17 protein-coding genes and 1 riboswitch are annotated in these 21,279 nt (G+C 68.8%); of the genes, 5 read left to right on the forward strand and 12 right to left on the reverse strand.

What is annotated here, in order from left to right:
• Positions 1-137 precede the first annotated feature (137 nt).
• Positions 138-2,255, forward strand: a complete 2,118-nt coding sequence (locus OG876_RS38590; protein WP_328521669.1) for an MMPL family transporter — start codon at positions 138-140, stop codon at positions 2,253-2,255.
• 11 nt (positions 2,256-2,266) lie between these two features.
• Here the strand turns inward: OG876_RS38590 and OG876_RS38595 are convergent, their stop codons facing one another.
• On the reverse strand, positions 2,267-2,461 hold the full coding sequence (locus OG876_RS38595; protein WP_328521670.1) for a DUF3046 domain-containing protein: 195 nt from the start codon (positions 2,459-2,461) through the stop codon (positions 2,267-2,269).
• Positions 2,458-3,603 carry an LppM family (lipo)protein gene (locus OG876_RS38600; RefSeq protein WP_328521671.1) on the reverse strand — a complete coding sequence of 382 codons (1,146 nt, stop codon included), beginning with the start codon at positions 3,601-3,603 and terminating at the stop codon, positions 2,458-2,460. The genes OG876_RS38595 and OG876_RS38600 overlap by 4 nt, the downstream gene beginning before the upstream one ends.
• 107 nt (positions 3,604-3,710) lie before the next feature.
• Here OG876_RS38600 and OG876_RS38605 point away from each other — a divergent pair, with 107 nt between their 5' ends.
• The 3 genes from OG876_RS38605 to OG876_RS38615 all read left to right on the forward strand — a co-directional run bounded on the left by OG876_RS38605 (position 3,711) and on the right by OG876_RS38615 (position 9,770).
• Positions 3,711-8,306 carry an ATP-dependent helicase gene (locus OG876_RS38605; protein WP_328521672.1) on the forward strand — a complete coding sequence of 1,532 codons (4,596 nt, stop codon included), beginning with the start codon at positions 3,711-3,713 and terminating at the stop codon, positions 8,304-8,306.
• Positions 8,307-8,429: 123 nt separating this feature from the next.
• Positions 8,430-9,215, forward strand: coding sequence for an Fpg/Nei family DNA glycosylase (locus OG876_RS38610; RefSeq protein ID WP_328521673.1), 786 nt, complete (start codon positions 8,430-8,432; stop codon positions 9,213-9,215).
• A 105-nt stretch (positions 9,216-9,320) separates the two neighbouring features.
• Entirely contained in the window at positions 9,321-9,770 is a 450-nt protein-coding gene (locus tag OG876_RS38615) for a DUF4262 domain-containing protein (protein WP_328521674.1), read from the forward strand.
• Between the two features lie 514 nt (positions 9,771-10,284).
• On the opposite strand, the gene OG876_RS38620 is transcribed toward OG876_RS38615, so the two are convergent.
• Positions 10,285-11,241 carry a LysR family transcriptional regulator gene (locus OG876_RS38620; protein ID WP_328521675.1) on the reverse strand — a complete coding sequence of 319 codons (957 nt, stop codon included), beginning with the start codon at positions 11,239-11,241 and terminating at the stop codon, positions 10,285-10,287.
• Here OG876_RS38620 and dapA point away from each other — a divergent pair.
• Positions 11,225-12,235, forward strand: a complete 1,011-nt coding sequence (gene dapA / locus OG876_RS38625; RefSeq protein ID WP_328521676.1) for a 4-hydroxy-tetrahydrodipicolinate synthase — start codon at positions 11,225-11,227, stop codon at positions 12,233-12,235. The two genes, OG876_RS38620 and dapA, sit on opposite strands and share 17 nt — an antisense overlap.
• Positions 12,236-12,414: 179 nt before the next feature.
• Here dapA and OG876_RS38630 read toward each other — a convergent pair whose 3' ends face one another.
• The 9 genes from OG876_RS38630 to OG876_RS38670 all read right to left on the reverse strand — a co-directional run bounded on the left by OG876_RS38630 (position 12,415) and on the right by OG876_RS38670 (position 21,055).
• On the reverse strand, positions 12,415-12,705 hold the full coding sequence (locus OG876_RS38630) for a helix-turn-helix domain-containing protein (RefSeq protein WP_328521677.1): 291 nt from the start codon (positions 12,703-12,705) through the stop codon (positions 12,415-12,417).
• 163 nt (positions 12,706-12,868) lie between these two features.
• A complete protein-coding gene (locus OG876_RS38635) occupies positions 12,869-13,369 on the reverse strand; it encodes a CinA family protein (RefSeq protein WP_328521678.1) in 501 nt (166 codons plus the stop codon).
• A gap of 86 nt (positions 13,370-13,455) precedes the next feature.
• On the reverse strand, positions 13,456-14,079 hold the full coding sequence (gene pgsA, locus OG876_RS38640) for a CDP-diacylglycerol--glycerol-3-phosphate 3-phosphatidyltransferase (RefSeq protein ID WP_328521679.1): 624 nt from the start codon (positions 14,077-14,079) through the stop codon (positions 13,456-13,458).
• On the reverse strand, positions 14,076-15,800 hold the full coding sequence (locus OG876_RS38645; RefSeq protein ID WP_328521680.1) for a MiaB/RimO family radical SAM methylthiotransferase: 1,725 nt from the start codon (positions 15,798-15,800) through the stop codon (positions 14,076-14,078). The genes pgsA and OG876_RS38645 overlap by 4 nt, the downstream gene beginning before the upstream one ends.
• Before the next feature lie 114 nt (positions 15,801-15,914).
• A complete protein-coding gene (locus OG876_RS38650) occupies positions 15,915-16,667 on the reverse strand; it encodes a helix-turn-helix domain-containing protein (RefSeq protein ID WP_328521681.1) in 753 nt (250 codons plus the stop codon).
• Positions 16,668-16,785: 118 nt separating this feature from the next.
• Positions 16,786-17,352 (reverse strand): hypothetical protein, encoded by a 567-nt coding sequence (locus OG876_RS38655; RefSeq protein WP_328521682.1) that lies wholly within the window; start codon positions 17,350-17,352, stop codon positions 16,786-16,788.
• 3 nt (positions 17,353-17,355) lie between these two features.
• Positions 17,356-19,791, reverse strand: coding sequence for a DNA translocase FtsK 4TM domain-containing protein (locus OG876_RS38660; protein WP_442914056.1), 2,436 nt, complete (start codon positions 19,789-19,791; stop codon positions 17,356-17,358).
• A 324-nt stretch (positions 19,792-20,115) separates the two neighbouring features.
• Complete coding sequence (locus OG876_RS38665) at positions 20,116-20,646, reverse strand: DinB family protein (protein WP_328521684.1); 531 nt, start codon at positions 20,644-20,646, stop codon at positions 20,116-20,118.
• Between the two features lie 40 nt (positions 20,647-20,686).
• A complete protein-coding gene (locus OG876_RS38670; protein WP_328521685.1) occupies positions 20,687-21,055 on the reverse strand; it encodes a VOC family protein in 369 nt (122 codons plus the stop codon).
• A 95-nt stretch (positions 21,056-21,150) separates the two neighbouring features.
• Positions 21,151-21,264, forward strand: a riboswitch (SAM riboswitch).
• The last annotated feature ends 15 nt before the right edge of the window (positions 21,265-21,279 follow it).

Raw genomic sequence — 21,279 nt, forward strand, 5'->3', positions numbered from 1 at the left:
CGAGCAGGACACACGGTGAGCGCAGTACTACTGCGCGGTCGTTGACCCCGGTCTGCTGCAGCCAGCAGGCTTGATGCAGGGACGTCGTGGTCGGCCCGGCGTGCGGGCGGGTGTCCCTCTCAGGGGGCGTGGTTCGGGTGGCCGGAGCAGGACGGCTGGCGGCGTTGCCGTGCGGCAAGGTGTCCAAGTGGATCGTGCTGGCGCTGTGGATAGTCGCCGTGGCGGTGTGCTTCAGCCCGGCGGGCAAGCTGACCGGTGCGCAGGAGAACGACGCTGTCTCCTGGCTGCCCGGCAACGCAGAGTCCACCAAGGTCTTGAAGGAGTCCGCGCAGTTCTCGTCCCCTGACGAGATCCCGGCGGTGCTGGTGTACGAGCGCTCGTCCGGTATCACTGCCGCCGATCAGCAAGCAGTGGCAGGCCACGTCACGCAGTACGGCGAACTGCCCGATGTCGACCGTGATGTCATCGGGCCGATCCCGTCCGAGGATCGCAAGGCACTGCAGGTCCTTGTCCCGATCAACGCCGGGTCTGGCGGCTGGGAGACGATCGGTGCGCGCGCCGACGACATCAGGCGCATTGCCGCGGATCGCCCGGACGGACTGTCGTTCCACGTGACCGGGCCGGGCGGCTTCTCGGCCGACTCGCAGGAGGCCTTCGCAGGGATCGACGGCAAACTCCTGTATTCCGCTGCCGCCGTGGTGATCGTCATCCTGCTGCTGACGTACCGCAGCCCGGTGCTCTGGCTGCTGCCACTGCTGTCCGCAGGTGTCGCACTCTTCGCCGCACAGGCGGTGATCTACGTGTTGGCGACCCAAGCGAACCTGACCGTCAACGCCCAGAGCGCAGGCATCCTCACAGTCCTGGTGTTCGGTGCTGGGACGGACTATGCCCTGCTACTGATAGCTCGCTACCGCGAAGAACTCAGGAGGCATGAGGACAGACATGAGGCGATGGCGTTCGCGCTGCACCGGTCAGGTCCGGCAATCATCGCCTCTGGTTCCACCGTGGTGGCAGGCATGCTGTGTCTGCTGTTCGCGTCGATGAACTCCACGCGCGGGCTCGGTCCGGTCGCAGCGGTCGGCATCGTGATCGCCCTGATCGCCATGCTGACCTTGCTGCCCGCACTGCTCGTCATCTGTGGTCGCTGGGTGTTCTGGCCGCTGCGTCCGACATACGGATCGGATGACCACACCGAGACGAGTGTCTGGGGTCGTATCGGCCGGCGGATCGCCGTACGGCCACGACTGACCTGGATCACCACATCCGTCATCCTGGCCATCGCCGCCCTCGGCACCTTGACACTCAACGCCAACGGCCTGTCCAACGAGGAGTCGTTCGTCGGTACGCCGGACTCCGTGGTCGGTGAGAAGGTCGTGGCAGCCCATTTCCCAGCGGGTGCCGGCAATCCATTGGTCGTAGTGAGCAAGGCCGACAAGGTCACCGAGGTCCGTACGGCGATGTCCTCGACGCAGGGTATTGCCGCAGTGGCGGAACCGCGGGTCGGCGGCGGACTGGCGTACCTCGAGGGCACGATGACCGACGCCGCGGACTCGCAGGCGGCGAAGGACACCGTGGATCGCGTACGGGCATCGGTGCACGCGGTGCCGGGCGCCGACGCCCTGGTCGGTGGTGGTGCGGCGATCCTGCTCGACACACAGCGGGCGGCCGATCACGACAACAAGGTGATCATCCCGATCGTGCTCCTGGTGGTGCTGGCGATCCTCGCGCTGTTGCTGCGGGCACTGGTTGCGCCGCTGATGCTTGTGGCAACGGTCGTATTGTCGTTCGGCGCGGCGCTCGGGATCAGCTCACTGGTGTTCAAGGCGCTCGGGTTCGAGGGGGCTGACACGTCGCTGCCGTTGTTCGTTTTCGTCTTCTTGGTTGCCTTGGGCATCGACTACAACATCTTCCTGATGACGCGCGTGCACGAGGAGTCGAAGGCGCACGGCACCCGGCGCGGGGCGCTGATCGGCGTGGCCGCGACCGGTGGCGTGATCACCTCGGCGGGCCTCGTGCTGGCGGGAACGTTCGCGGTGCTGGCGACGCTGCCGGTGGTCGCGTTCGCGGAGATCGGGATCGCGGTCGCGCTCGGCGTACTGCTCGACACCATCATCGTCCGCTCCGTGCTGGTCACGGCCCTGAACCTGGACATCGGCCGGCACCTGTGGTGGCCCAGCCAGTTGGCCCACAAGCGCGATCCCGAGCCGGTCGACAGCGTGCCCGAGGAGAGCGAGACGGCACTCACCGGCACGTAGGAGGTGAGGGGTCAGCGTTCGCTGGGCGGGAGTTGGAGGTGGGCCCAGACGGCACGCCAAACCGTCTTGGCGTGTTCGCCGTCGGCCAGAGCCTCGACGACGGTGCGGCCGCCGAGCCCCTGGACGACCTGGGTCTCGGCCCAGGTCCGTGCATAGGCGGTACCGAGATGGCGATCCATCCGGTCCCAGAACTCCGTCAGTCTCATGCCTGCCCGTTGTCGTCCTTCGGTGGCGGTCCCCAGCCGCCCTGCTGGGGCGGCTGCTGGCCGTACGGCGATCCCTGCTGCGGCTGACCAGGCGGCTGTCCCTGGCCCGGCTGCTGTCCCCAACCACCCTGACCCTGCTGCGGCGGCTGCCCCTGCTGCCCCGGTGGCTGCTGTCCTTGCGGACCCCATTGCCCCTGCCCCGGTTGGCCCTGCTGCGGCTGAGGCTGTCCAGGGTACTGCGGCTGTCCAGGCTGTCCCGGATACGGCGGTTGCCCCGGTCCAGGCTGACCCTGTCCAGGTTGGCCCGGCCCCGGCTGACCCGGGTACTGGCCGGGCTGACCGCCGTACTGTCCAGGTTGACCGCCGTACTGTCCAGGCTGCCCCGGGTACTGACCGCCCGGACCGTAGCCAGGCTGCTGCCCGTAGCCCGGCTGACCTGGGTACGGCCCCGGCTGTCCGCCGTACTGCCCCGGGTACTGACCGTACGGCCCGTAGCCCTGCTGGGCCTTGGCCTTGCGACGACGCAGTACGAGGAAGAGGACCGCGCCGATCATGAGCAGCACCAGCACGACGATGAGGATGATCGCCCAGGTCGGGAAGCCGCCGCCGGCCTCCGACGTCAGCGAGACCTTGCCGAGCTTGTCGAGGCTGTCGTACGTCGCGGTCCGGCCGTCGATCTTCGCACCGTCGTCGTGCTCGAGGATCTTGCCCGGCATGGTGATCTTGAAGTTCACGTCCGGCTGGCTGCCGGACGGGACCTGGCCGAGGCTCGAGTCCTTGACCGAGACCATGACCTTGTCGCCGTCCTTGCGGAAGCTCACCCCGTCCCCGCTCGAGCTGCCCATCTTGTCGAACGGAACGCTCTCGAACGTGCAGCTCGAACCGACGTACTTGTCGTTGTCGTACGGCGTGCAGGTGACGCCCTCGGTGGTGGTCTGCTTGATCGCGTCGTCGATCCGCTTCCGGATCGTGTCGAGCGACTGGCCGCTGGCCTGCAGCAGCTGCTTGTCGACGCCGATCTTCATGTTGCCCGAGACCGTCTCGTTCGAGCCGACCTTGAGATCGGCGTCGAGCTGCACGCACCCGGTCAAAGCGACGAGGCAGGCCACGACGAGGAGCGCTGCGCGTACGCGGTTGATCATGTCGCCGATCATTCCAGACGAGGGGGACAAGATCGGCATCGGACGGAAAGCGCCCGTTCACAGCGGGCGATGAAGGGTGATGAAAACTGTCGGCGGGACCCGGCAAGATGGGCGACGTGAAGAAAACCAGCGCGTTGAGCCGGTTCTCGCCCGCGACCCGGGCGTGGTTCGGCGACGTCTTCGAGGCGGCCACCCCGGCCCAGCTCGAGGCGTGGGACGCTATCACCGCGGGCCGGGATGCGCTGGTGGTGGCGCCGACCGGCTCAGGCAAGACGCTGGCTGCCTTCCTGTGGGCGCTCGACCGGCTGGCCACGATTCCCCCGCCGGACGATCCGAAGCTGCGCTGCCGGGTGCTGTACGTGTCGCCGCTGAAGGCGCTCGCGGTCGACGTCGAGCGGAACCTGCGGGCCCCGCTGATCGGGATCCGGGAGACCGCTCGACGGCTGGGCGAGGCGCCGCTCGACATCGAGGTTGCGGTGCGATCGGGCGATACGCCGGCCGGCGAGCGACGACGGTTCGCCTCGCGGCCGTCCGACGTACTCATCACCACTCCTGAGTCCTTGTTCCTGTTACTGACGTCGCAGGGCCGGGAGTCGCTGCGCGGTGTCGAGACCGTGATCGTCGACGAGGTGCACGCGGTCGCGGGGACGAAGCGCGGTGCACATCTGGCGCTGACGCTCGAGCGGCTCGACTCGCTGCTGCCGAAGCCGGCGCAGCGGATCGGCCTGTCGGCGACCGTTCGGCCGGTCGAGGAGGTGGCGCGGTTCCTGGGTGGCGAGCGGCCGGTGACCGTCGTGCAGCCGAAGTTCGCCAAGCAGTGGGAGCTGAGCGTCGTCGTGCCGGTCGAGGACATGGCCGAGCTGGCGTCGACCGAGCTCGAGACCTCCGGATCCGCTGCGGGACCGCCGCAGCACGCCTCCATCTGGCCGCATGTCGAGGAGCAGGTCTTCGACCTGATCGGCCAGCACAACTCGACCATCGTCTTCGCGAACTCGCGCCGCCTAGCCGAGCGCCTCACCGCCAGGCTGAACGAGATCGCCGCCGAGCGGGCCGAGCTCGAGCTGGCCGACCAGGGTTCGCCGGCTCAGGTGATGGCCCAGTCGGGTGCGTCGCTCGCGGCGCCGCCGTTGATCGCGCGGGCGCACCACGGTTCGGTCAGCAAGGAGCAGCGGGCGCTGATCGAGGCCGACCTGAAGTCCGGCCGGCTGCCGTGCGTGGTGGCGACGAGCAGCCTCGAGCTCGGCATCGACATGGGTGCGGTCGATCTCGTCATCCAGGTCGAGGCGCCGCCGTCGGTCGCCAGCGGCCTGCAGCGTGTCGGCCGCGCCGGCCACCAGGTCGGGGCGGTGTCGCGTGGCGTCCTGTTCCCCAAGTTCCGTGGCGATCTGATCGACACTGCCGTTGTTGTGCAACGGATGCGCGACGGGCTGATCGAGAGCCTGCACATCCCGGCGAACCCGCTCGATGTGCTGGCGCAGCAGATCGTATCGATCGTTGCCCTGGACACCGTTGACGTCGACGAGCTGTTCGCCTTGGTACGGCGCTGTGCGCCCTTCGCGACGTTGCCACGATCGGCGTACGACGGGGTCCTCGACATGCTCTCGGGCCGGTACCCGTCGGACGAGTTCGCGGAGTTGCGCCCGCGCATCGTGTTCGACCGGGTCAGCGGCGAGATCTCGGGGCGGCCGGGGGCGCAGCGACTCGCGGTCACCAGCGGCGGGACGATTCCGGATCGCGGCCTGTTCGGCGTCTTCCTGGTCGGCGAGTCGACGAACCACCGTGTCGGCGAGCTCGACGAGGAGATGGTGTACGAGTCGCGGGTCGGCGACGTGTTCACCCTGGGAGCGTCGAGCTGGCGGATCGAGGACATCACCCACGATCGCGTGCTGGTCTCCCCCGCACCTGGACAGCCGGGACGCTTGCCGTTCTGGAAGGGCGATGCGGTCGGGCGGCCGGCTGAGCTGGGTGCGGCCACCGGTGCGTTCGTTCGGAAGATGGCAGCATTACCCGCGGCCAAGGCGATCGAGCGAGCGCGGACTGCCGGCCTGGACGAGTACGCCGCCAACAACCTGGTCTCGTATCTCGCCGAGCAGCGGGATGCGACCAGCCGAGTGCCCGATGACGTGACCATCGTGGTCGAGCGATTCCGCGACGAGCTCGGCGACTGGCGGGTCTGCGTGCATTCGCCGTACGGCGGGCAGGTGCACGGACCGTGGGCGCTGGCGATCGCAGCGCGGCTGCGCGAGCGGTACGGGATGGATGCGCAGTCGGTCTCGGGTGACGACGGGATCGTGCTGCGGCTGCCGGAGACGGACGAGTTGCCGCCGGGTGCGGAGCTGGTGCTGTTCGATCCGGCGGAGATCGAGGACCTCGTCACCGCTGAGGTCGGCGGATCGGCGTTGTTCGCAGCGCGCTTCCGGGAGTGCGCGGCCCGCGCGTTGCTGCTGCCGCGGCGGAATCCGGGGCGGCGGTCGCCCCTCTGGCAGCAACGTCAGCGGTCGGCTCAACTGTTGTCGGTGGCTAGCAAGTACGGATCGTTCCCGATCGTGCTGGAGACCTTGCGCGAGGTGCTGCAGGACGTCTACGACCTGCCCGCATTGAAGGATCTGCTCACCGGGATCAGCGAACGACGGATCTCGGTCGTCGAGGTGGAGACGCCGGAGGCCTCGCCGTTCGCGAAGTCGTTGCTGTTCGGGTATGTGGGCGCGTTCATGTACGAGGGCGACAGTCCGCTCGCGGAGAAACGCGCGGCCGCCCTCGCGCTCGATCAGAGCTTGCTCGCGGAGCTGCTAGGCCGGACCGAGCTGCGCGAGCTCCTCGACGCCGAGGTCGTGCTGCGGACCGAGGCCGAGCTGCAACGGCTCGCCGACGATCGGCGAGCTCGTGATGCGGAAGGGCTGTTCGACGTACTGCGGATGGTCGGTCCGCTGTCGTTGTCCGAAGCATCGCAGCGTTGTGTCGACGGATCGGACGCGGAGTCTTGGCTGACCTCGTTGGCCGCGGCTCGTCGAGTCGTACGGGTTCGGATCGCCGGCGAGCATCGGTGGGCAGTGGTTGAGGATGTGGCCCGGTTGCGGGACGCTCTCGGCGTACCGCTCCCACCTGGGGTCGCGGAAGCGCACGCGGAGCCGGTCGCCGACCCGCTTGGGGACCTGGTCTCCCGCTACGCGCGGACGCACGGACCTTTCCGGGCTATCGACCTGGCGACGCATCTGGGGATCGGCGTTGCTGTCGTCACCGAGGCGTTGCGGCGGTTGGGTGCGGCGGGGCGGGTCGTCGAGGGCGAGTTCCTGCCGGGCGGGATTGCTCTCGAGTGGTGCGACAGCGAGATCCTGCGCTTGCTCCGGCGGCGGTCGCTGGCGGCGCTGCGCAAGGAGGTCGAGCCGGTCGATCCATCCGCGCTCGCTCGCTTCCTGCCCGCTTGGCAAGGCATCACGAGCAGCCGCGGCCGTGGGTACGACGTACTCCTCGGTGCGGTCGAGCAGTTGGCCGGATGTGCGGTGCCGGCGTCAGCACTGGAGTCGATCGTGCTGCCGTCGCGGGTGCCGGGGTATCAGGCGTCGATGCTGGACGAGCTGACGGCGACCGGTGAAGTGGTGTGGGCGGGTTCGGGATCGTTGCCGGGGACGGATGGGTGGGTGTCCCTCCATCTCGCGGACACCTGCGATCTGACCTTGCCTGACCCCGATCCTGCCCTCGAGCTCGGAGAGACGCATCAGGCCGTGCTCGACGCATTGTCGGGTGGTGGCGCGTTCTTCTTCCGGCAGTTGAGCGACGTTGTCGGGGCGGCCTCGGGAGTGGTGAACGACGAGACGCTGGTCGGGGTGTTGTGGGATCTCGTCTGGGCTGGTCACCTGACCAACGACACACTCGCTCCGGTGCGCTCGCTCGTGGGCGGGGGTCGCGGGAGTCACCGAACTCGCCGTACGACGCCTCGCGCGCGGCCGGGACGTCCGACGCGGCCGGGCCGACCGGCAATGCCGTCACGCAGTGGGCCGCCGACGGCTGGTGGGCGATGGTCGTTGCTTCCGGCCCGTAGTACCGATGCGACACGGCGGGCGCATGCTGCGGCGGAGACACTGCTGGATCGATACGGCATCGTCACGCGAGGGTCCGTGATCACCGAGCGGACGCCCGGTGGGTTTGCTGCGGTCTACAAGGTGCTGAGTGCGTTCGAAGAGTCGGGACGGTGCCGGCGCGGATACTTTGTGGCCGGGCTCGGCGCCGCACAGTTCGCCCTGCCTGGTGCGGTGGATCGGCTGCGCGCCTTGGCTGAGCTGCCCGGGTCTGCGGCCGGTGGTCCGGGACGCAGTCGACGTGACGAGGAGCTGACCGTGCGGGCCGTCGTACTCGCGGCGTCCGATCCCGCGAACCCCTACGGCGCTGCTCTACCCTGGCCCGAGCGCGAGAGCGCCGGCGGGCACAGACCCGGACGGAAGGCCGGCGCGCTGATCGTGATGGTGGACGGGCAACTGATCGTGTACGTCGAGCGCGGCGGCCGGACCGTCCTCAGCTTCACCGAGGACCCAGACCTCCTCCAGCCCGCAGTCGACGCCCTCGCGCTGTCCATCCGAGACGGCCAACTCGGCAAGCTCAGCGTGGAAACAGCCGACGGCGAACAGGTCCGCCACACAGCCTTCGGCGACGCCCTCGCCAAAGCAGGCTTCCACGCAACCCCCCGAGGCCTACGCCTCCGAGCCTGAAACCCACCCCCTGTGCCCGGCACCTGCGATCACCTCTCCACCCGGCGGCGGGCGCCGACCCATCGCCGCGAGCACCATGCTCGGCGATCGGCGATGCTGGTGAGATGGCTGAGGTGATTGGGGATGCCTGAGGGGGATACAGTCTGGCGGGCCTGCAAGCGGCTGAACCAGGCGCTCGGCGGCCAGGAGCTGCTCCGGACAGACTTCCGCGTGCCGTCATTGGCGACGACCGACCTCAGCGGTCGCACGGTGCTGGAGGTCGTTGCACGCGGCAAGCACCTGCTCATGCGCCTCTCCGGTGGAGTGACAGTGCACAGTCACTTCAGGATGGACGGCAGCTGGCACTTGTACCGCCCCGGCGAGCGATGGCATGGCGGACCTGACCACCAGATCCGCGCCGTGCTTGAGACCGCCTCCTGGACGGCCGTCGGCTACCGACTGCCGGTGCTCGACCTTGTCGCGACGGACGCCGAGGAGACCGTCGTCGGTCACCTCGGGCCGGATCTTCTGTCGCCGTCGTTCGACCGCGCCGTCGCGATCGCCAACGTCGAAGCCGACCCGAAGCGAACCATCAGCGAGGCGCTGCTCGACCAGCGGAACCTGGCCGGCATCGGCAACTTCTATCGCACCGAGGTCTGCTTCCTGCTCGGACTCCACCCATGGCGCCCGGTGTCCACGGTCGACGTACCCGCGGCGGTCGACCTCAGCCGCCGGCTGATGAAGGCCAATGTCCGCAACGGCACGCAGGTGAGCACCGGCGTCGACCGACCCGGCCAGCGATCCTGGGTCTTCGAGCGGGCCGGCAAACCCTGCCGCCGCTGCGGTACGACGATCCTGACCGCCTCGCTCGGCGAACCACCCCGGGACCGGATCACGTACTGGTGCCCGGCCTGCCAGCCCGAGAACTGACCTGTGGACAACGCCATCACCGGGACGCGACACGGATATCTTCTTTGACGCATCGAACATTTGTTCGAACGAGAGGAGAGGTTGATGTGCGACAGGTGTGGTGGCTTGACCAACGAGCAGTACTCGCGGCAGATCGAACGGAACATCCAGACCTACGGCTGGACGATGCAGTACGTCGAGGGCGACGGCGCGCGCAATCCCGGCTTTGGATACAGCCTCGGGCTGAGCCTGTACCACCACCCGGAGATCATCGTCTTCGATCCCGATCCAGCCTGGGCCTACCTAGGCCTCAAACCGTTGGCCTGGGCAGTGATGGACGGCGCTGTCTTCGACGAAGGCGACGACCTCTCGGCATTCTTCCCACCACCAGAAACCGCCGAGCTCCTCCGCTTCCCCGACTCGGCAACCCACCTCTTCACCGCCAACCACATGTTCCGCGACCCCGAAGAGTCTCCCCTCCCCGCCCTACAACTCCTCTGGCCCCACCGCGTCACCCTCATCCAGCCAAGCACCAGCCACCCCACCCCCAAGCGAGACGCCAATGACGGGCGCTGATCGCCTGACAGTTCCCATTCAGCGAGGTCTCAGGTCGTGACGGGTGGCGTGGTCGAGCAGGGCGCTGTCGAGCCAGGTTGTGCAGTAGGCGACGGTCACCGCTCGGGAAGGGCACCGGCGGTTGGAGCCATCAGTACTCGGCGGACCCCGGGGTGGTGCCCGCGGATGTAGCGCCCGTGGATGTAGCGCTCATGGACGTGGCGGCCGCGAATGTAGCGGCCGCAGATATGGCGCTCATGGATGCTGCGTCTAGGGACGTGGCGCTCATGGACGTGACGGCCGCGGATGTAGCGGCCGCGGATGCCGCGCCCAGGGACGTGGCGCCCGGACGTGGCGCCCATGGATGCTGCGCCCGGAGATGTCGCGCTCATGGAGCTGACGGCCGCGGATGTGGCGACCGCGGATGCCGTGCCAGGGACGTGGCGGCCGCGGATGCCGCGCCCAGGGACGTGGCGCCCCAGGGACCTGGCGCCCAGGACGTGGCGCCCGGGACGTGGCGCCCGGAGATGTGCGCTCATGGGTGCGGCCCCCGCGGATGTGGCGGCCGTGTTGCGGCGCCCAGGGAGGTGGCGCTCGGAGACACGGCGCTCATGGATGTGGCGGTCGGGGGTGTGATGGCTGTGTGTAGGGCTGTGCGGGCGGCGGCGATGGCTGGGTGGGTGGCGGTGCCGCGGCGGTAGGCCAGGTGGGTTCTGCGTCGGATGGAAAGGGGTGTCAGTACGACGGCGGCGGGTGGGGCGGCGGCGCCCAGGTCGGGGACGAAGGCTACGCCTTGGCCGGCCGCCACCAGTGCGAGCACGGCGCCGAAGTCGTCGGCGTGATGGCGGATGCGGGGCGTGAATCCTGCGGCCTCGCAGGCCCGGACGGTAAGGGAGTGGCAGAGGGTGCCTGGGGTGCCGGCGATCCACGGGGAATCACGCCGGTCGGTTAAGGGTCCGGTGGTCAGGGCCGCCAGGTGGACGGTTTCTTCGAGGAGTGGTTCTGTCTGCAAACCGGGATCGGATGCGATTGGGACGTAGTCGTATTCCTGGAGCAGGGCGACATCGAGGCTTTCGTCGCGGAGGGCATCGGGCATAGACACCGGGTCCAGTTCGGTGACCATCAGGTCCAGGCCTGGATGGTCGGTGCTGAGGGCGACGATGGCTGGGGTCAGGATGGTCGGGACTGCAGTCGGGAAGACACCGATGCGTACGGTTCCCGTGAGTGCGGTTGCGGTCGATGCGAGGTCAGCGGCGGCCTCCTGCAGGATCGCGAGGATCGACTCGGTGCGCTCGACGAGGGCGCGTGCGGCTGGGGTCAGCGTGACTCGCCGGCCGGTCCGTTCGAGTAGCGGTACGCCGGTCTCGCGTTCGAGGGCGGTGAGCTGTTGTGACACCGCTGACGGCGAGTAGGTCAACGCCTCGGCGACGGCGGCGATTGTTCCCCGGTGGGCCAACTCGCGGAGGAGCCGGAGTTTGCGTACGTCGAGCATCAGCTCAGCTTACGCTCGACGACAGAAATGCGAACTGGATCTGCAGAGCGGAATGGGTGATCGTCGAGGCATGTCGCTCTCTGGTCTCTTCGTTCCGCTCGTCACGCCGTTCACCGCCGCGGGGGAACTCGCCTCCGATTCGCTGGAGGCACTCGCCCATGCCGTCCTCGATGACGGAGCGGTCGGGATCGTTGCCTTGGGCACGACTGCCGAACCGGCGACGCTGACGTCCGCGGAGCGCCGCAAGGTGGTCAATATCTGCGCCAACGTGTGCGTGGAGCGCGGCGCAGACTTGATTGTCGGCGCGGGGTCGAACTCGACCGCTGGCTCGATTCACTCGCTCGCCGCGATCGATCCGCGCGCCACCGCTGCTCTCACGGTGGTCCCCTACTACACCCGGCCGTCTGAGGGTGGCGTCGTTGAGCATTTCCGGCAACTGGCGGCTGCCAGTCCGATGCCGTTGCTCGTCTACAACGTTCCCTACCGTACGGGCAGGCCGTTGGGCGCAGATGCCCTCGGGCGGCTCGCTCGGATCCCCAACGTTGCCGGGTTCAAGCACGCAGTTGGTGGGATCGACGATGCGACTGTCGAGTTCATGAGCAGGGTGCCAGAGGATGTCGCGGTTCTAGCCGGCGACGACCTGTACGTCGGGCCGCTGCTGGCGCTCGGAGCACACGGGGCGATCCTGGCCTGCGCCAATGTGGCGACAGGGGCGTACGCAGATCTGCTCGCCGCTTGGCGCGACGGGCCGCTCGAACCCGCGCGTACGCTCAGCAACCGGCTCGTTCCGCTGGCCCGCGCGCTGTTCGCCGAGCCCAATCCTGCGGTGATCAAGGCCGTACTGGCGGCTCACGGCCGGATCCCCAGCCCACACGTGCGCCTACCGCTGCTTCCGTCCAGCCCGGCAGCCACCACTGCCGCTCTCGAATGCTGCGAGACCTTGGACACGCCCGCCACCAAGCCAGCTCTCGAGCCGGCAATCCGCCACCGCTAACCGCCAGGAGCCGGGTAGGAGGTGCCCGGCAGAGATCCAGCGTCGTGGTCCAGATCCCGACTTCCCCGCGGCGCAGCGGGCTGCGGCTATCCGCGCGAGGCGGCGGACGCGACGAGCCCGGGCCTCGCTAGGCGGCGAAGACGATCACGTCAGGTGGTGGAGGAGGCGGTCCGGGCCGGTTAGGCGGCGGAGGCTACTACCTCGGGCTCGATGGTGGGGTGGGTTAGGACCAGAGCCTCTTCGCGGGCCAGGTCCTCGCTGACTTCGGCGAAGACGGTGGACAGCGGGACGTCCAGGGCCATGCAGATGGCGGCCAGGAGTTCGCTGGAGGCTTCCTTTTGGCCGCGTTCCACCTCGGAGAGGTAGCCCAGGCTGACGCGGGCGTCGGCGGATACCTCGCGGAGGGTGCGCCCCTGGCGCAGCCGCTTGCGCCGCAGGACGTCGCCCAGCAGGCCACGAACCAGCACCATGAGGTTTCTCCCTTCCGCCTGTCCGGTCGTTTCTACTCGCACGGTAGCTCGACCGTAGGAACCAACGGTACCCGTTGCTGGGTCACTGCTCCTCGCAATGTCCACCTTCGGTGCGCCGCGCCGGTCTGTCCTACCTGTCCCCATGGTGGTCTCAACACCTCGATCAGTCGAGTTCTTCCGCCACAAGAGTTGCTCCGAGTTCCAGAACGGCCAACACACTTGCTCGGCGTACGGCTGCCCGGTCACCAGTTAGTTGCAACTTCCGCACCTGGACAGAGCCCGGTCCGGCCGCGGCGACGTACACCGTGCCGGCCTCGATCCCCGCCTGCGGGTCCGGCCCGGCCACACCGGTCGTGGCAAGGCCATAGGTGGCCTCCAGCCGCTCTCGTACGCCGGCGGCGAGCGCGGCGGCCGTATCTGGGTGGACCGGCCCCACAGCGGCCAAGAGGTCCTCAGGAACGCCCGCAAGCTTGGCCTTCAGGTCAGTCGCGTACACGACCACTCCGCCGCGATAGACCGCCGACACGCCCGGCACATCCGTCAGCACGCCCCCGACCAGTCCGCCGGTCAGCGACTCAGCTGTGGCAAGCGTCTCCCCGCGATCCTTCAACAGCCCCACCAACCGCGCGAGTACCACCTCGAGCTCCGCGTCCCCACCGGCCACCTGTCACCTCCGCCAGTTCCCAACAGATCCCAGCAACCCCACCAGACTCCACCACTGACCCCGGACGTCGACACGCCGGGCCGGAGTCACGGGAGGGGACGTTTCGCGGCGGCGCGGAGGCGGAGTGCTCGGCCCACGTAGTCGATGCCGGTGACGATCGTGACGATGACGGCGGCGGCCATGAACGCGACGGCGGTCCAGTGGAGGGGCGCGAACGACTGCCACGGGAGGAGATAGAGGCCGAGCGCGATCGCCTGGAGCACGGTCTTCAGCTTGCCGCCGCGGCTGGCCGGCATCACGCCGTGCCGGATCACCCAGAAGCGCAGTGCCGTCACACCCCACTCACGGACCAGCACCACGATGGTGACCCACCACGGGAGTTCACCGAGATACGACAGACCGATGAAGGCGGCGCCGGTGAGTGCCTTGTCGGCAATCGGGTCGGCGATCTTGCCGAAGTTCGTGACCAGGTTCCAGCGGCGCGCAATGTCGCCGTCGAAGCGGTCGGTGACGATCGCCACGACGAACGCGGCGGTGGCGAGCAGGCGGTCGCCGACGTCCTCGCCGCCGTCGCGGAGCAGCAGCCAGACGAACAGCGGGACCAGGATCAGCCGCAGAACCGTGAGCGCGTTCGGCACGTTCCACACGCTGGGGGCGTGGAGCGGACCGGAGGATGCGTGCGACGCCGGGTTCGTCGGCGAGTTGGTCACGCGGTCAGGTTAACTGCCGGACGGCCGTCCCGGGTGCTCACGAGTGCCGCGAACTCGGCAATCAGGTCGACTCCGTCGCTTCCGACCACCTTCGCGGACACCAGATCGCCGACCCGGACGCCCTCCGGCAGGCCGGTGACCGTCGTCGAGCCGTCCACCTCAGGCCCCTGATGAGCCGCCCGTCCCTCCCCCGTACGCCCGACTTCGTCACCTGAGGTGGCGTTGTCGGCGGAGAACTCGGTGCCCGTTGCGGACTTGGTGTCTGCGGAGGGCGTGGTGTCGAGGGATTCGACGAGGACTTCGAGCAGTTCGCCGGTACGGGCTTCGGCTCGGGCCGAGGTGAGGTCTTCGGCAAGCCGGGTGACGCGGTCGAGGCGGGCGGCGATGGTGTCCTCGTCGAGTTTGCCGTCGTAGGTCTCGGCTTCGGTGCCGTCCTCGTCGGAGTAGCCGAAGACGCCGATCGCGTCGAGGCCGGCGCGGGAGAGGAAGTCGCACAGGACGTCGACGTCGTCCTCGGTCTCGCCGGGGAAGCCGACGATGACGTTGCTGCGGATGCCGGCCGTCGGGGCAGCCGCGCGGACCTGGGCGATCAGGTCGAGGAAACGCTCGGAATCACCGAAGCGGCGCATCCGGCGCAGGAGTGGGCCGGAGGCGTGCTGGAAGGACAGGTCGAAGTACGGGACGACGCCGGGGGTCGAGGTCATCGCGGTGATCAGCGTCGGGCGCATCTCCGCCGGCTGCAGGTACGAGACGCGCACGCGGGTGATGCCGGGGACCGCGGCGATCTCGCCGGCCAGGGTCTCGAGCAGGCGCAGGTCGCCGAGGTCCTTGCCGTACGAGGTGGAGTTCTCGGAGACGAGGAAGAGTTCGCGTACGCCGTTCTCCGCCAGCCACTCGGCTTCGCGGAGGACCTCGGCGGGGCGGCGGGAGACGAACGCGCCGCGGAACATCGGGATCGCGCAGAACGCGCAGCGGCGGTCGCAGCCGGAGGCGAGCTTGAGCGGGGCCATCGGGCCGCCGTCGAGGCGGCGGCGCATGACGCGCGGGCCGCTCGCCGGGGCGGAGGTGAGGTCGGGGGCTTCGATCTTCAGCTCGTCGGGCCGACCGGTGGCGAAGCGGCCCTTCAGGGCAGGCCCGTCAACCGAGGCGTCGTCAGCGGTAGACGCCTCGCGCGCCGGCCTCAGCTGGTCAGGAATGTGACCGGCGTCCTGAACGCGGGCGGGGTCGCCGTGACCGGCGTGCGTGGGGTCGCCGTGGCCGGGGATGGTTAGGCCTGTGGTGGAGGCTCGGTCGGCGGGGGCCAGCGGGAGGAGTTTGCGGCGGTCGCGGGGGACGTGGGCCTGGTGCTTGGTGCCGGCCAGGATCGAGCGGAGGCGGTCGGAGATGTCCGCGTAGTCGTCGAAGCTGAGGACCGCGTCGGTCTCCGGGAGTGCTTCGGCGAGTTGGTCGCCGTACCGTTCGGCCAGGCAGCCGACCGCGACGACGGCCTGGGTGCGGCCGGAGTCCTTGTAGTCGGCGGCGGCGAGCAGCGTGTCGACCGAGTCCTTCTTCGCGGCCTCGACGAACCCGCAGGTGTTCACCACCACGGTGTCCGCCTCGGCGGCGTCCTCGACCAGCCGGAACCCGCCGGCTTCGAGCCGGCCGGCCAGTTCCTCGGAGTCGACATCGTTGCGGGCACAGCCCAGCGTGACCAGGGCGACGGTGGTGGGTGGCGTAGTCATCCCCCCGAGTATGACTCGCCGCGCTGTCCGGCACCTAACTCAGGACCACGCTCCGCGACCTCAAGGAACGCAGCGGACGCGACGGCCCGGGCCTCGACCACACCGAGCGGAAAGTCAGTTGGACGGGTACTTGGTGAGGGTGCCGTTGGGGTGGGCGGTGAAGCGGTAGAGCTTCGTATCGAGGCGTTTGCCGTTCAGAGTGACGATGAGGTTGGCCGGGATGCCGACGGTGATGCGGATGTCCCCGGTCGTGGTGACGGACTGAGCGATCCCGGGGCTCAGGTGCCCCTGGAAGAGCCGCTTGCCCTTCTTGTCGCGGACCGTCAGGTAGGTGCCGTCCCCCTTCGCGGTGAGGGTGAGCTCGGTCTTCAGCACCGGTGGCTTCTTGGACGGCGTCCGCGTGGGACGGACGGTCGGGGTCGGCTTGGGCGTGGGAGTTGTGACGGTCGCGGCGGTGGTCGTGGTCTTGGAGGCGTTGGCCTCGATGTCGCTGGGGAGGGTGAAGAGGCGGACCATCCCCCAGCCCATCAGGCTGACCAGGATCGCGCCGACCACGAGCGCCCACCGCGGCCGGGCCGGATGCAGGGTCGGGCCTTTGACTGCGGCGCGTTCCTCGCGGCGAGCCTTCTCCTCCTCGACGGCGTGTTCGGCGTCGAAGGCGGCGAGCAGTGGTGCGGGATCAGCCTTGACCACCCGGGCGATCGAGCGGATATGGCCGCGGGCGTAGAAGTTCCCGCCACAGCGGGAGAAGTCGTCGGCCTCCATGGCGACGAGCAACCCGGTTCTGATCCGGGTGGCGGCGCTCAACTGCTCGATCGACATGTCAGCCCGTTCCCGGGCCGCCGTGAGCTCGCTGCCGATGCTCACGTCCCCACCATCCTCTCCATCGCCCGGCGTATCTCCGCGGTCCGTCGACACCGCCATGCCGACAACCGGATCGTCGACATCAAGTCAACGGCCTTGGTGCGACGGGGTCACGGACGTATCAGAGTTGTTCCCTGACCGGGCATCTGGCATTCGCCAGCATGTGCAATGCCTGTACCACTTCCCCGTTCGACGGCCGAGCCGTCAACCCGAACGGTACCGCGAGCGAGGAGCCAGTCAGTCGACGGTTCGCGTCAGTTGTCTTGCGAGTCGAACTCGGCATCACTCCCAGCACCGGTCCAGGATCCAGCAAATGAACGGCAATCCGGCCGTCGTCCAGCAGGTGGCGGCGCTGCAGCACCGTCACCTCGTCGATGTCCTCCCAGCGCGTCCCGATCCATTCGTGGCCGATCCGCAGCCGGATGCCGACCTCGTCGGCCACCAGCATGTCCCCGACCGTCAGCGCCCGCGCACAGACCACAGCCAGTACGGCGAACCCCGCCGCCGCGAACCATCGCAGGATGCCGGTCGGACTGGTGGATGCGGAAGTGGCGAAGCCCACCGCGACCAGCAATGCCCCGAGGGCGAGCCCGCCGTGCACCTTCTGCGAGGCGTGGACGGTGAACGGCACCGGCTTGGGGTCGAGGTCGAAACGGTCCGGCCTGGGCAGTGCGCTCGCGGCGGTCACGGGTCACTCTCCTCGGAGGGTGGTGATGAAGTCCTCTAGATCATCCGGTTTGACCAGGACGTCCCTGGCCTTCGAGCCCTCACTGGGACCGACGACGCCGCGGCTCTCCAGGATGTCCATCAGCCGGCCGGCCTTCGCGAAGCCGACCCGGAGCTTGCGCTGCAGCATCGAGGTGGAGCCGAACTGCGTCGACACGATCAGCTCCGCGGCCTGCACGACCAGGTCGAGGTCGTCGCCGATCTCGTCGTCGAGATCCTTGCTCGGCCCGGCGACAGCGGTGACGTCCTCGCGATACGTCGGCTCCAACTGGGTCTTGCAATGCTCGACGACGCCGTGGATCTCGGACTCCGTCACCCACGCGCCCTGGATCCGCATCGGCTTGCTCGCGCCCATCGGCAGGAACAGGCCGTCACCCTGGCCGACCAGCTTCTCCGCACCCGGCTGGTCCAGGATGACCCGGCTGTCGGCCAGCGACGAGGTCGCGAACGCCAGTCGCGACGGCACGTTCGCCTTGATCAGACCGGTCACCACGTCCACCGACGGCCGCTGGGTGGCGAGCACCAGGTGGATGCCGGCCGCCCGGGCCAGCTGGGTGATCCGGACGATCGAGTCCTCGACGTCGCGCGGGGCGACCATCATCAGGTCGGCGAGCTCGTCGACGATCACCAGCAGATACGGGTACGGCGAGAGCACGCGCTCACTGCCCGGCGGCGGCTTCACCTTGCCCGCGCGGACCGCCTTGTTGAAGTCGTCGACATGCCGGAAGCCGAACGCGGCCAGGTCGTCGTACCGCATGTCCATCTCGCGGACGACCCACTGCAGCGCCTCGGCCGCCTTCTTGGCGTTGGTGATGATCGGCGTGATCAGGTGCGGGATGCCCTCGTAGTGGTTCAGCTCGACCCGCTTGGGGTCGACCAGGATCATCCGCACCTCGTCCGGCGTGGCCCGCATCAGGACCGAGGTGATCAGCGAGTTGACGAACACCGACTTGCCCGAACCGGTCGCACCCGCGACCAGCAGGTGCGGCATCTTCGCCATGTTCGCGACCACGAAGCCGCCCTCGACGTCCTTGCCGAGGCCGGCCACCATCGGGTGGTGGTCGTTGCGCGCGGTCGCCGACCGGATCACGTCGCCGAGGCTGACGATCTCCTTGTCGGTGTTCGGGATCTCGATGCCGATCGCGGACTTGCCCGGGATCGGCGACAGGATCCGCACATCGGCCGACGCCACCGCGTAGGCGATGTTCTTGCTCAGGGCGGTGACCTTCTCGACCTTCACCGCCGAGCCGAGCTCGACCTCGTAGCGGGTGACTGTCGGGCCGCGCGTGTAGCCGGTGATCTGCGCGTCGATGCCGAACTGCTCGAACACCTCGGTCAGCCGGTCGACCACCGCGTCCGACGCCTTGGTCCGGGCCTTGTGGACCGAACCCGGCTTGAGCATCTGCCCGTCGGGCAGCGTGTACGTGATATCGCCGGACAGGCTGAGCTGCTCCACCCGCTGCGGGATCGGCGTGTGCGGAGGCGGCTCGGGCGGCGTTTCCGGCTTGCTGGGACCACCACCGGCGCCGACGGCGATGCCCAGCCCCGGAGCCCCGGCGGCAGCGGCCGCCTCACCGTCGACGTCGTACGCGTCCTCCTCAGGAACCGGAGCTGCCTTGGCCTTGCGGCCTCGCTTCGAGAGCTCACGTCCCTCGAGCACCGGCGAGTCGTACGGCTTGATGGTGGGCTCGCCGTCCTCCTCCTGCGCGGCCTTGGCCCGGCGCTCCTTGCGGGTCAGCCGCACAGTGTCGTCGGTCGGCGCGGCCACGACGGACGGTGCGTCCTCCGGCAGCGCCGTACGCCCCATCAGTACGTCGAACGCCGCGCGGAACCGCAGTGGGATGGCGTAGACCGGAGTGCCCGTGACGACGAGGGCACCGAAGATCGACAGCAGCACCAGCAGCGGTGCGGCGACGTACTGCGTCAACAGGTCCGACAGCAGGGACGAGACGACGTACCCGATCGCGCCGCCGGCGTCCCGCAACGAACCGTCGGCCGGGTTGCTCGGACGGGGCAGACCGTTGGCGATGTGGACCAGGCCGAGTACGCCGAGGGAGATGGCGGTCCAGCCGATCACCTGACGTCCGGCCGGGCCGTTGCGGTCCGGGTGACGCAGAGTGCGGATCGCGGTCAGCAGCAGCATCAGCGGCACGGCCCAGCCGAGCATGCCGACGCTGCCGCCGACGACAGTCCGGATGCCGTTGCCGACCGCGCCAGGGAGGTCCCACCAGATCGCGGCGGCCACAACGACCGCCAGGCCGATCAGGAACAGGCCGGCGCCGTCACGGCGATGCTCGGGGTCGAGCTCGCGGGCGCCGTGACCGATGCCGCGCACCATGCTGCCGATCAGATGCGCGATGCCGAGCCAGACTTTCACCACGCCGCGACCGAGAACGATCATGGCGGCCGCGAACGGGCCCGGTCCGCTGTTTTTGGGCGTACTGGTCCGCGCGGCGGAGGATCCACCGCGCTTCGCGCTCTGCCCACGCTTCTGGGCACCTGACGGACGGGAGCGTCCACCAGCGGCCGAACGAGCCGAACTCGGCCGTTTGGCTGCCGACTTCTGCGCCCGCGCCGGGGAAGACGTGCGGGTCGCCATATCTAGCAGGCTACCCCGATTACCTCTCGAGTCCCACGTGTCACACGCCGATTACGCTGCCCCATACATAACGTCACAACGCCGCCAACCCCTCCGCATGCCATGGACCGAGGGCAAGAGGTTGCTTCACGCCCCCGTGGTGCCGTCGAGTTGTTCGCGCAGCAGGTCGGCGTGACCGCAGTGGCGGCCGTACTCGCCGATCATGTGGATGTAGATCATCCGGAGCGTCGACTCGGTCCCGCTGAAGGTGAAGCGATCGTCGAGCGACCGCCCGGCCGCGGCCTCGTCCGACAGCTTCCACTCGGCGATCAGGCCTTCGTACGCCGCCTGTGCCTCAGCCGGATCGATGCGCTCGAAATCGGCGTCCTTGCCCAGCTCGGGAGCGAACAGCGGCTCAGCCGGCGACTCCGCGGCGAAGTGGATGCGGAACCAGATCCGCTCCACCTTGGTGAGATGCCGGATGAGGCCGAGCAAGGAAAGGTTGGACGGCGGCGACGGCCGCTCGGCCAGCTGCTCGGCCGTCAGACCGGCGCACTTGTACAGCAGCGTGGTCCGGTAGTAGTCCAGATAGCCCCGCAGCAGTTCGGCTTCGGGCGCGGTCAGCGAGCCGTCCGGCCGCTCGACCGCTGGCGCCGTCCACGCCGTCGTCAACGTCATGCCGCCATCCAACACGCCCCGGTCGCCCGGAGCGAATCCATTACGGATTGACCGGCGGCGCCCAGCCGGGTCGCGGGATGAGACAGAACGGGTGTCCGGCCGGATCCTCGTACACAGTGGCCGAGAGCTTGCGAGCGCCGAGCGCCAGGACCGCCGACCCGGCCGCGTCGAGGTCGTCGACCATGACGTCGAGGTGCATCTGCTGAGGACGCGTGGGGTCCGGCCACTGCGGGCGCTGGTGGCCGAGCGCACGCTGGAAGGCGAGACCTGACGTGTGGTCGTTGTCGGCGACCACCACCCAGCCGTCGCTCTCGTACGTGATGGGCTTGCCGAGCAGGGCCGAGTAGAAGCGCGCGAGCTCCAGCGGTTCCGGGCAGTCGATCGCGAGGTGGTGCAGCCGTCCGATCATGGCAACAGTCTGCACGTCTCAGGATGTGTTCGGGAATCCCGGAATGTGAGATTGCCACTGGCGCCGGCTCAGGCTGTTCGTTACGGTTCTCGGCAGGTCATGAGTGCCAGCGCCAAGCCCCGGCTCGCTGGCCGGCAACCCTCCTCCGCGGTGGGGTGCCCCGGGTGAAGACCAGGCCGTGCGGATACGCCGCTCGGCAAGTGCGGACTTCCTGGAGCAGCAGC

This window comes from Kribbella sp. NBC_00359 (genome assembly GCF_036097425.1).
Taxonomy (GTDB): domain Bacteria; phylum Actinomycetota; class Actinomycetes; order Propionibacteriales; family Kribbellaceae; genus Kribbella.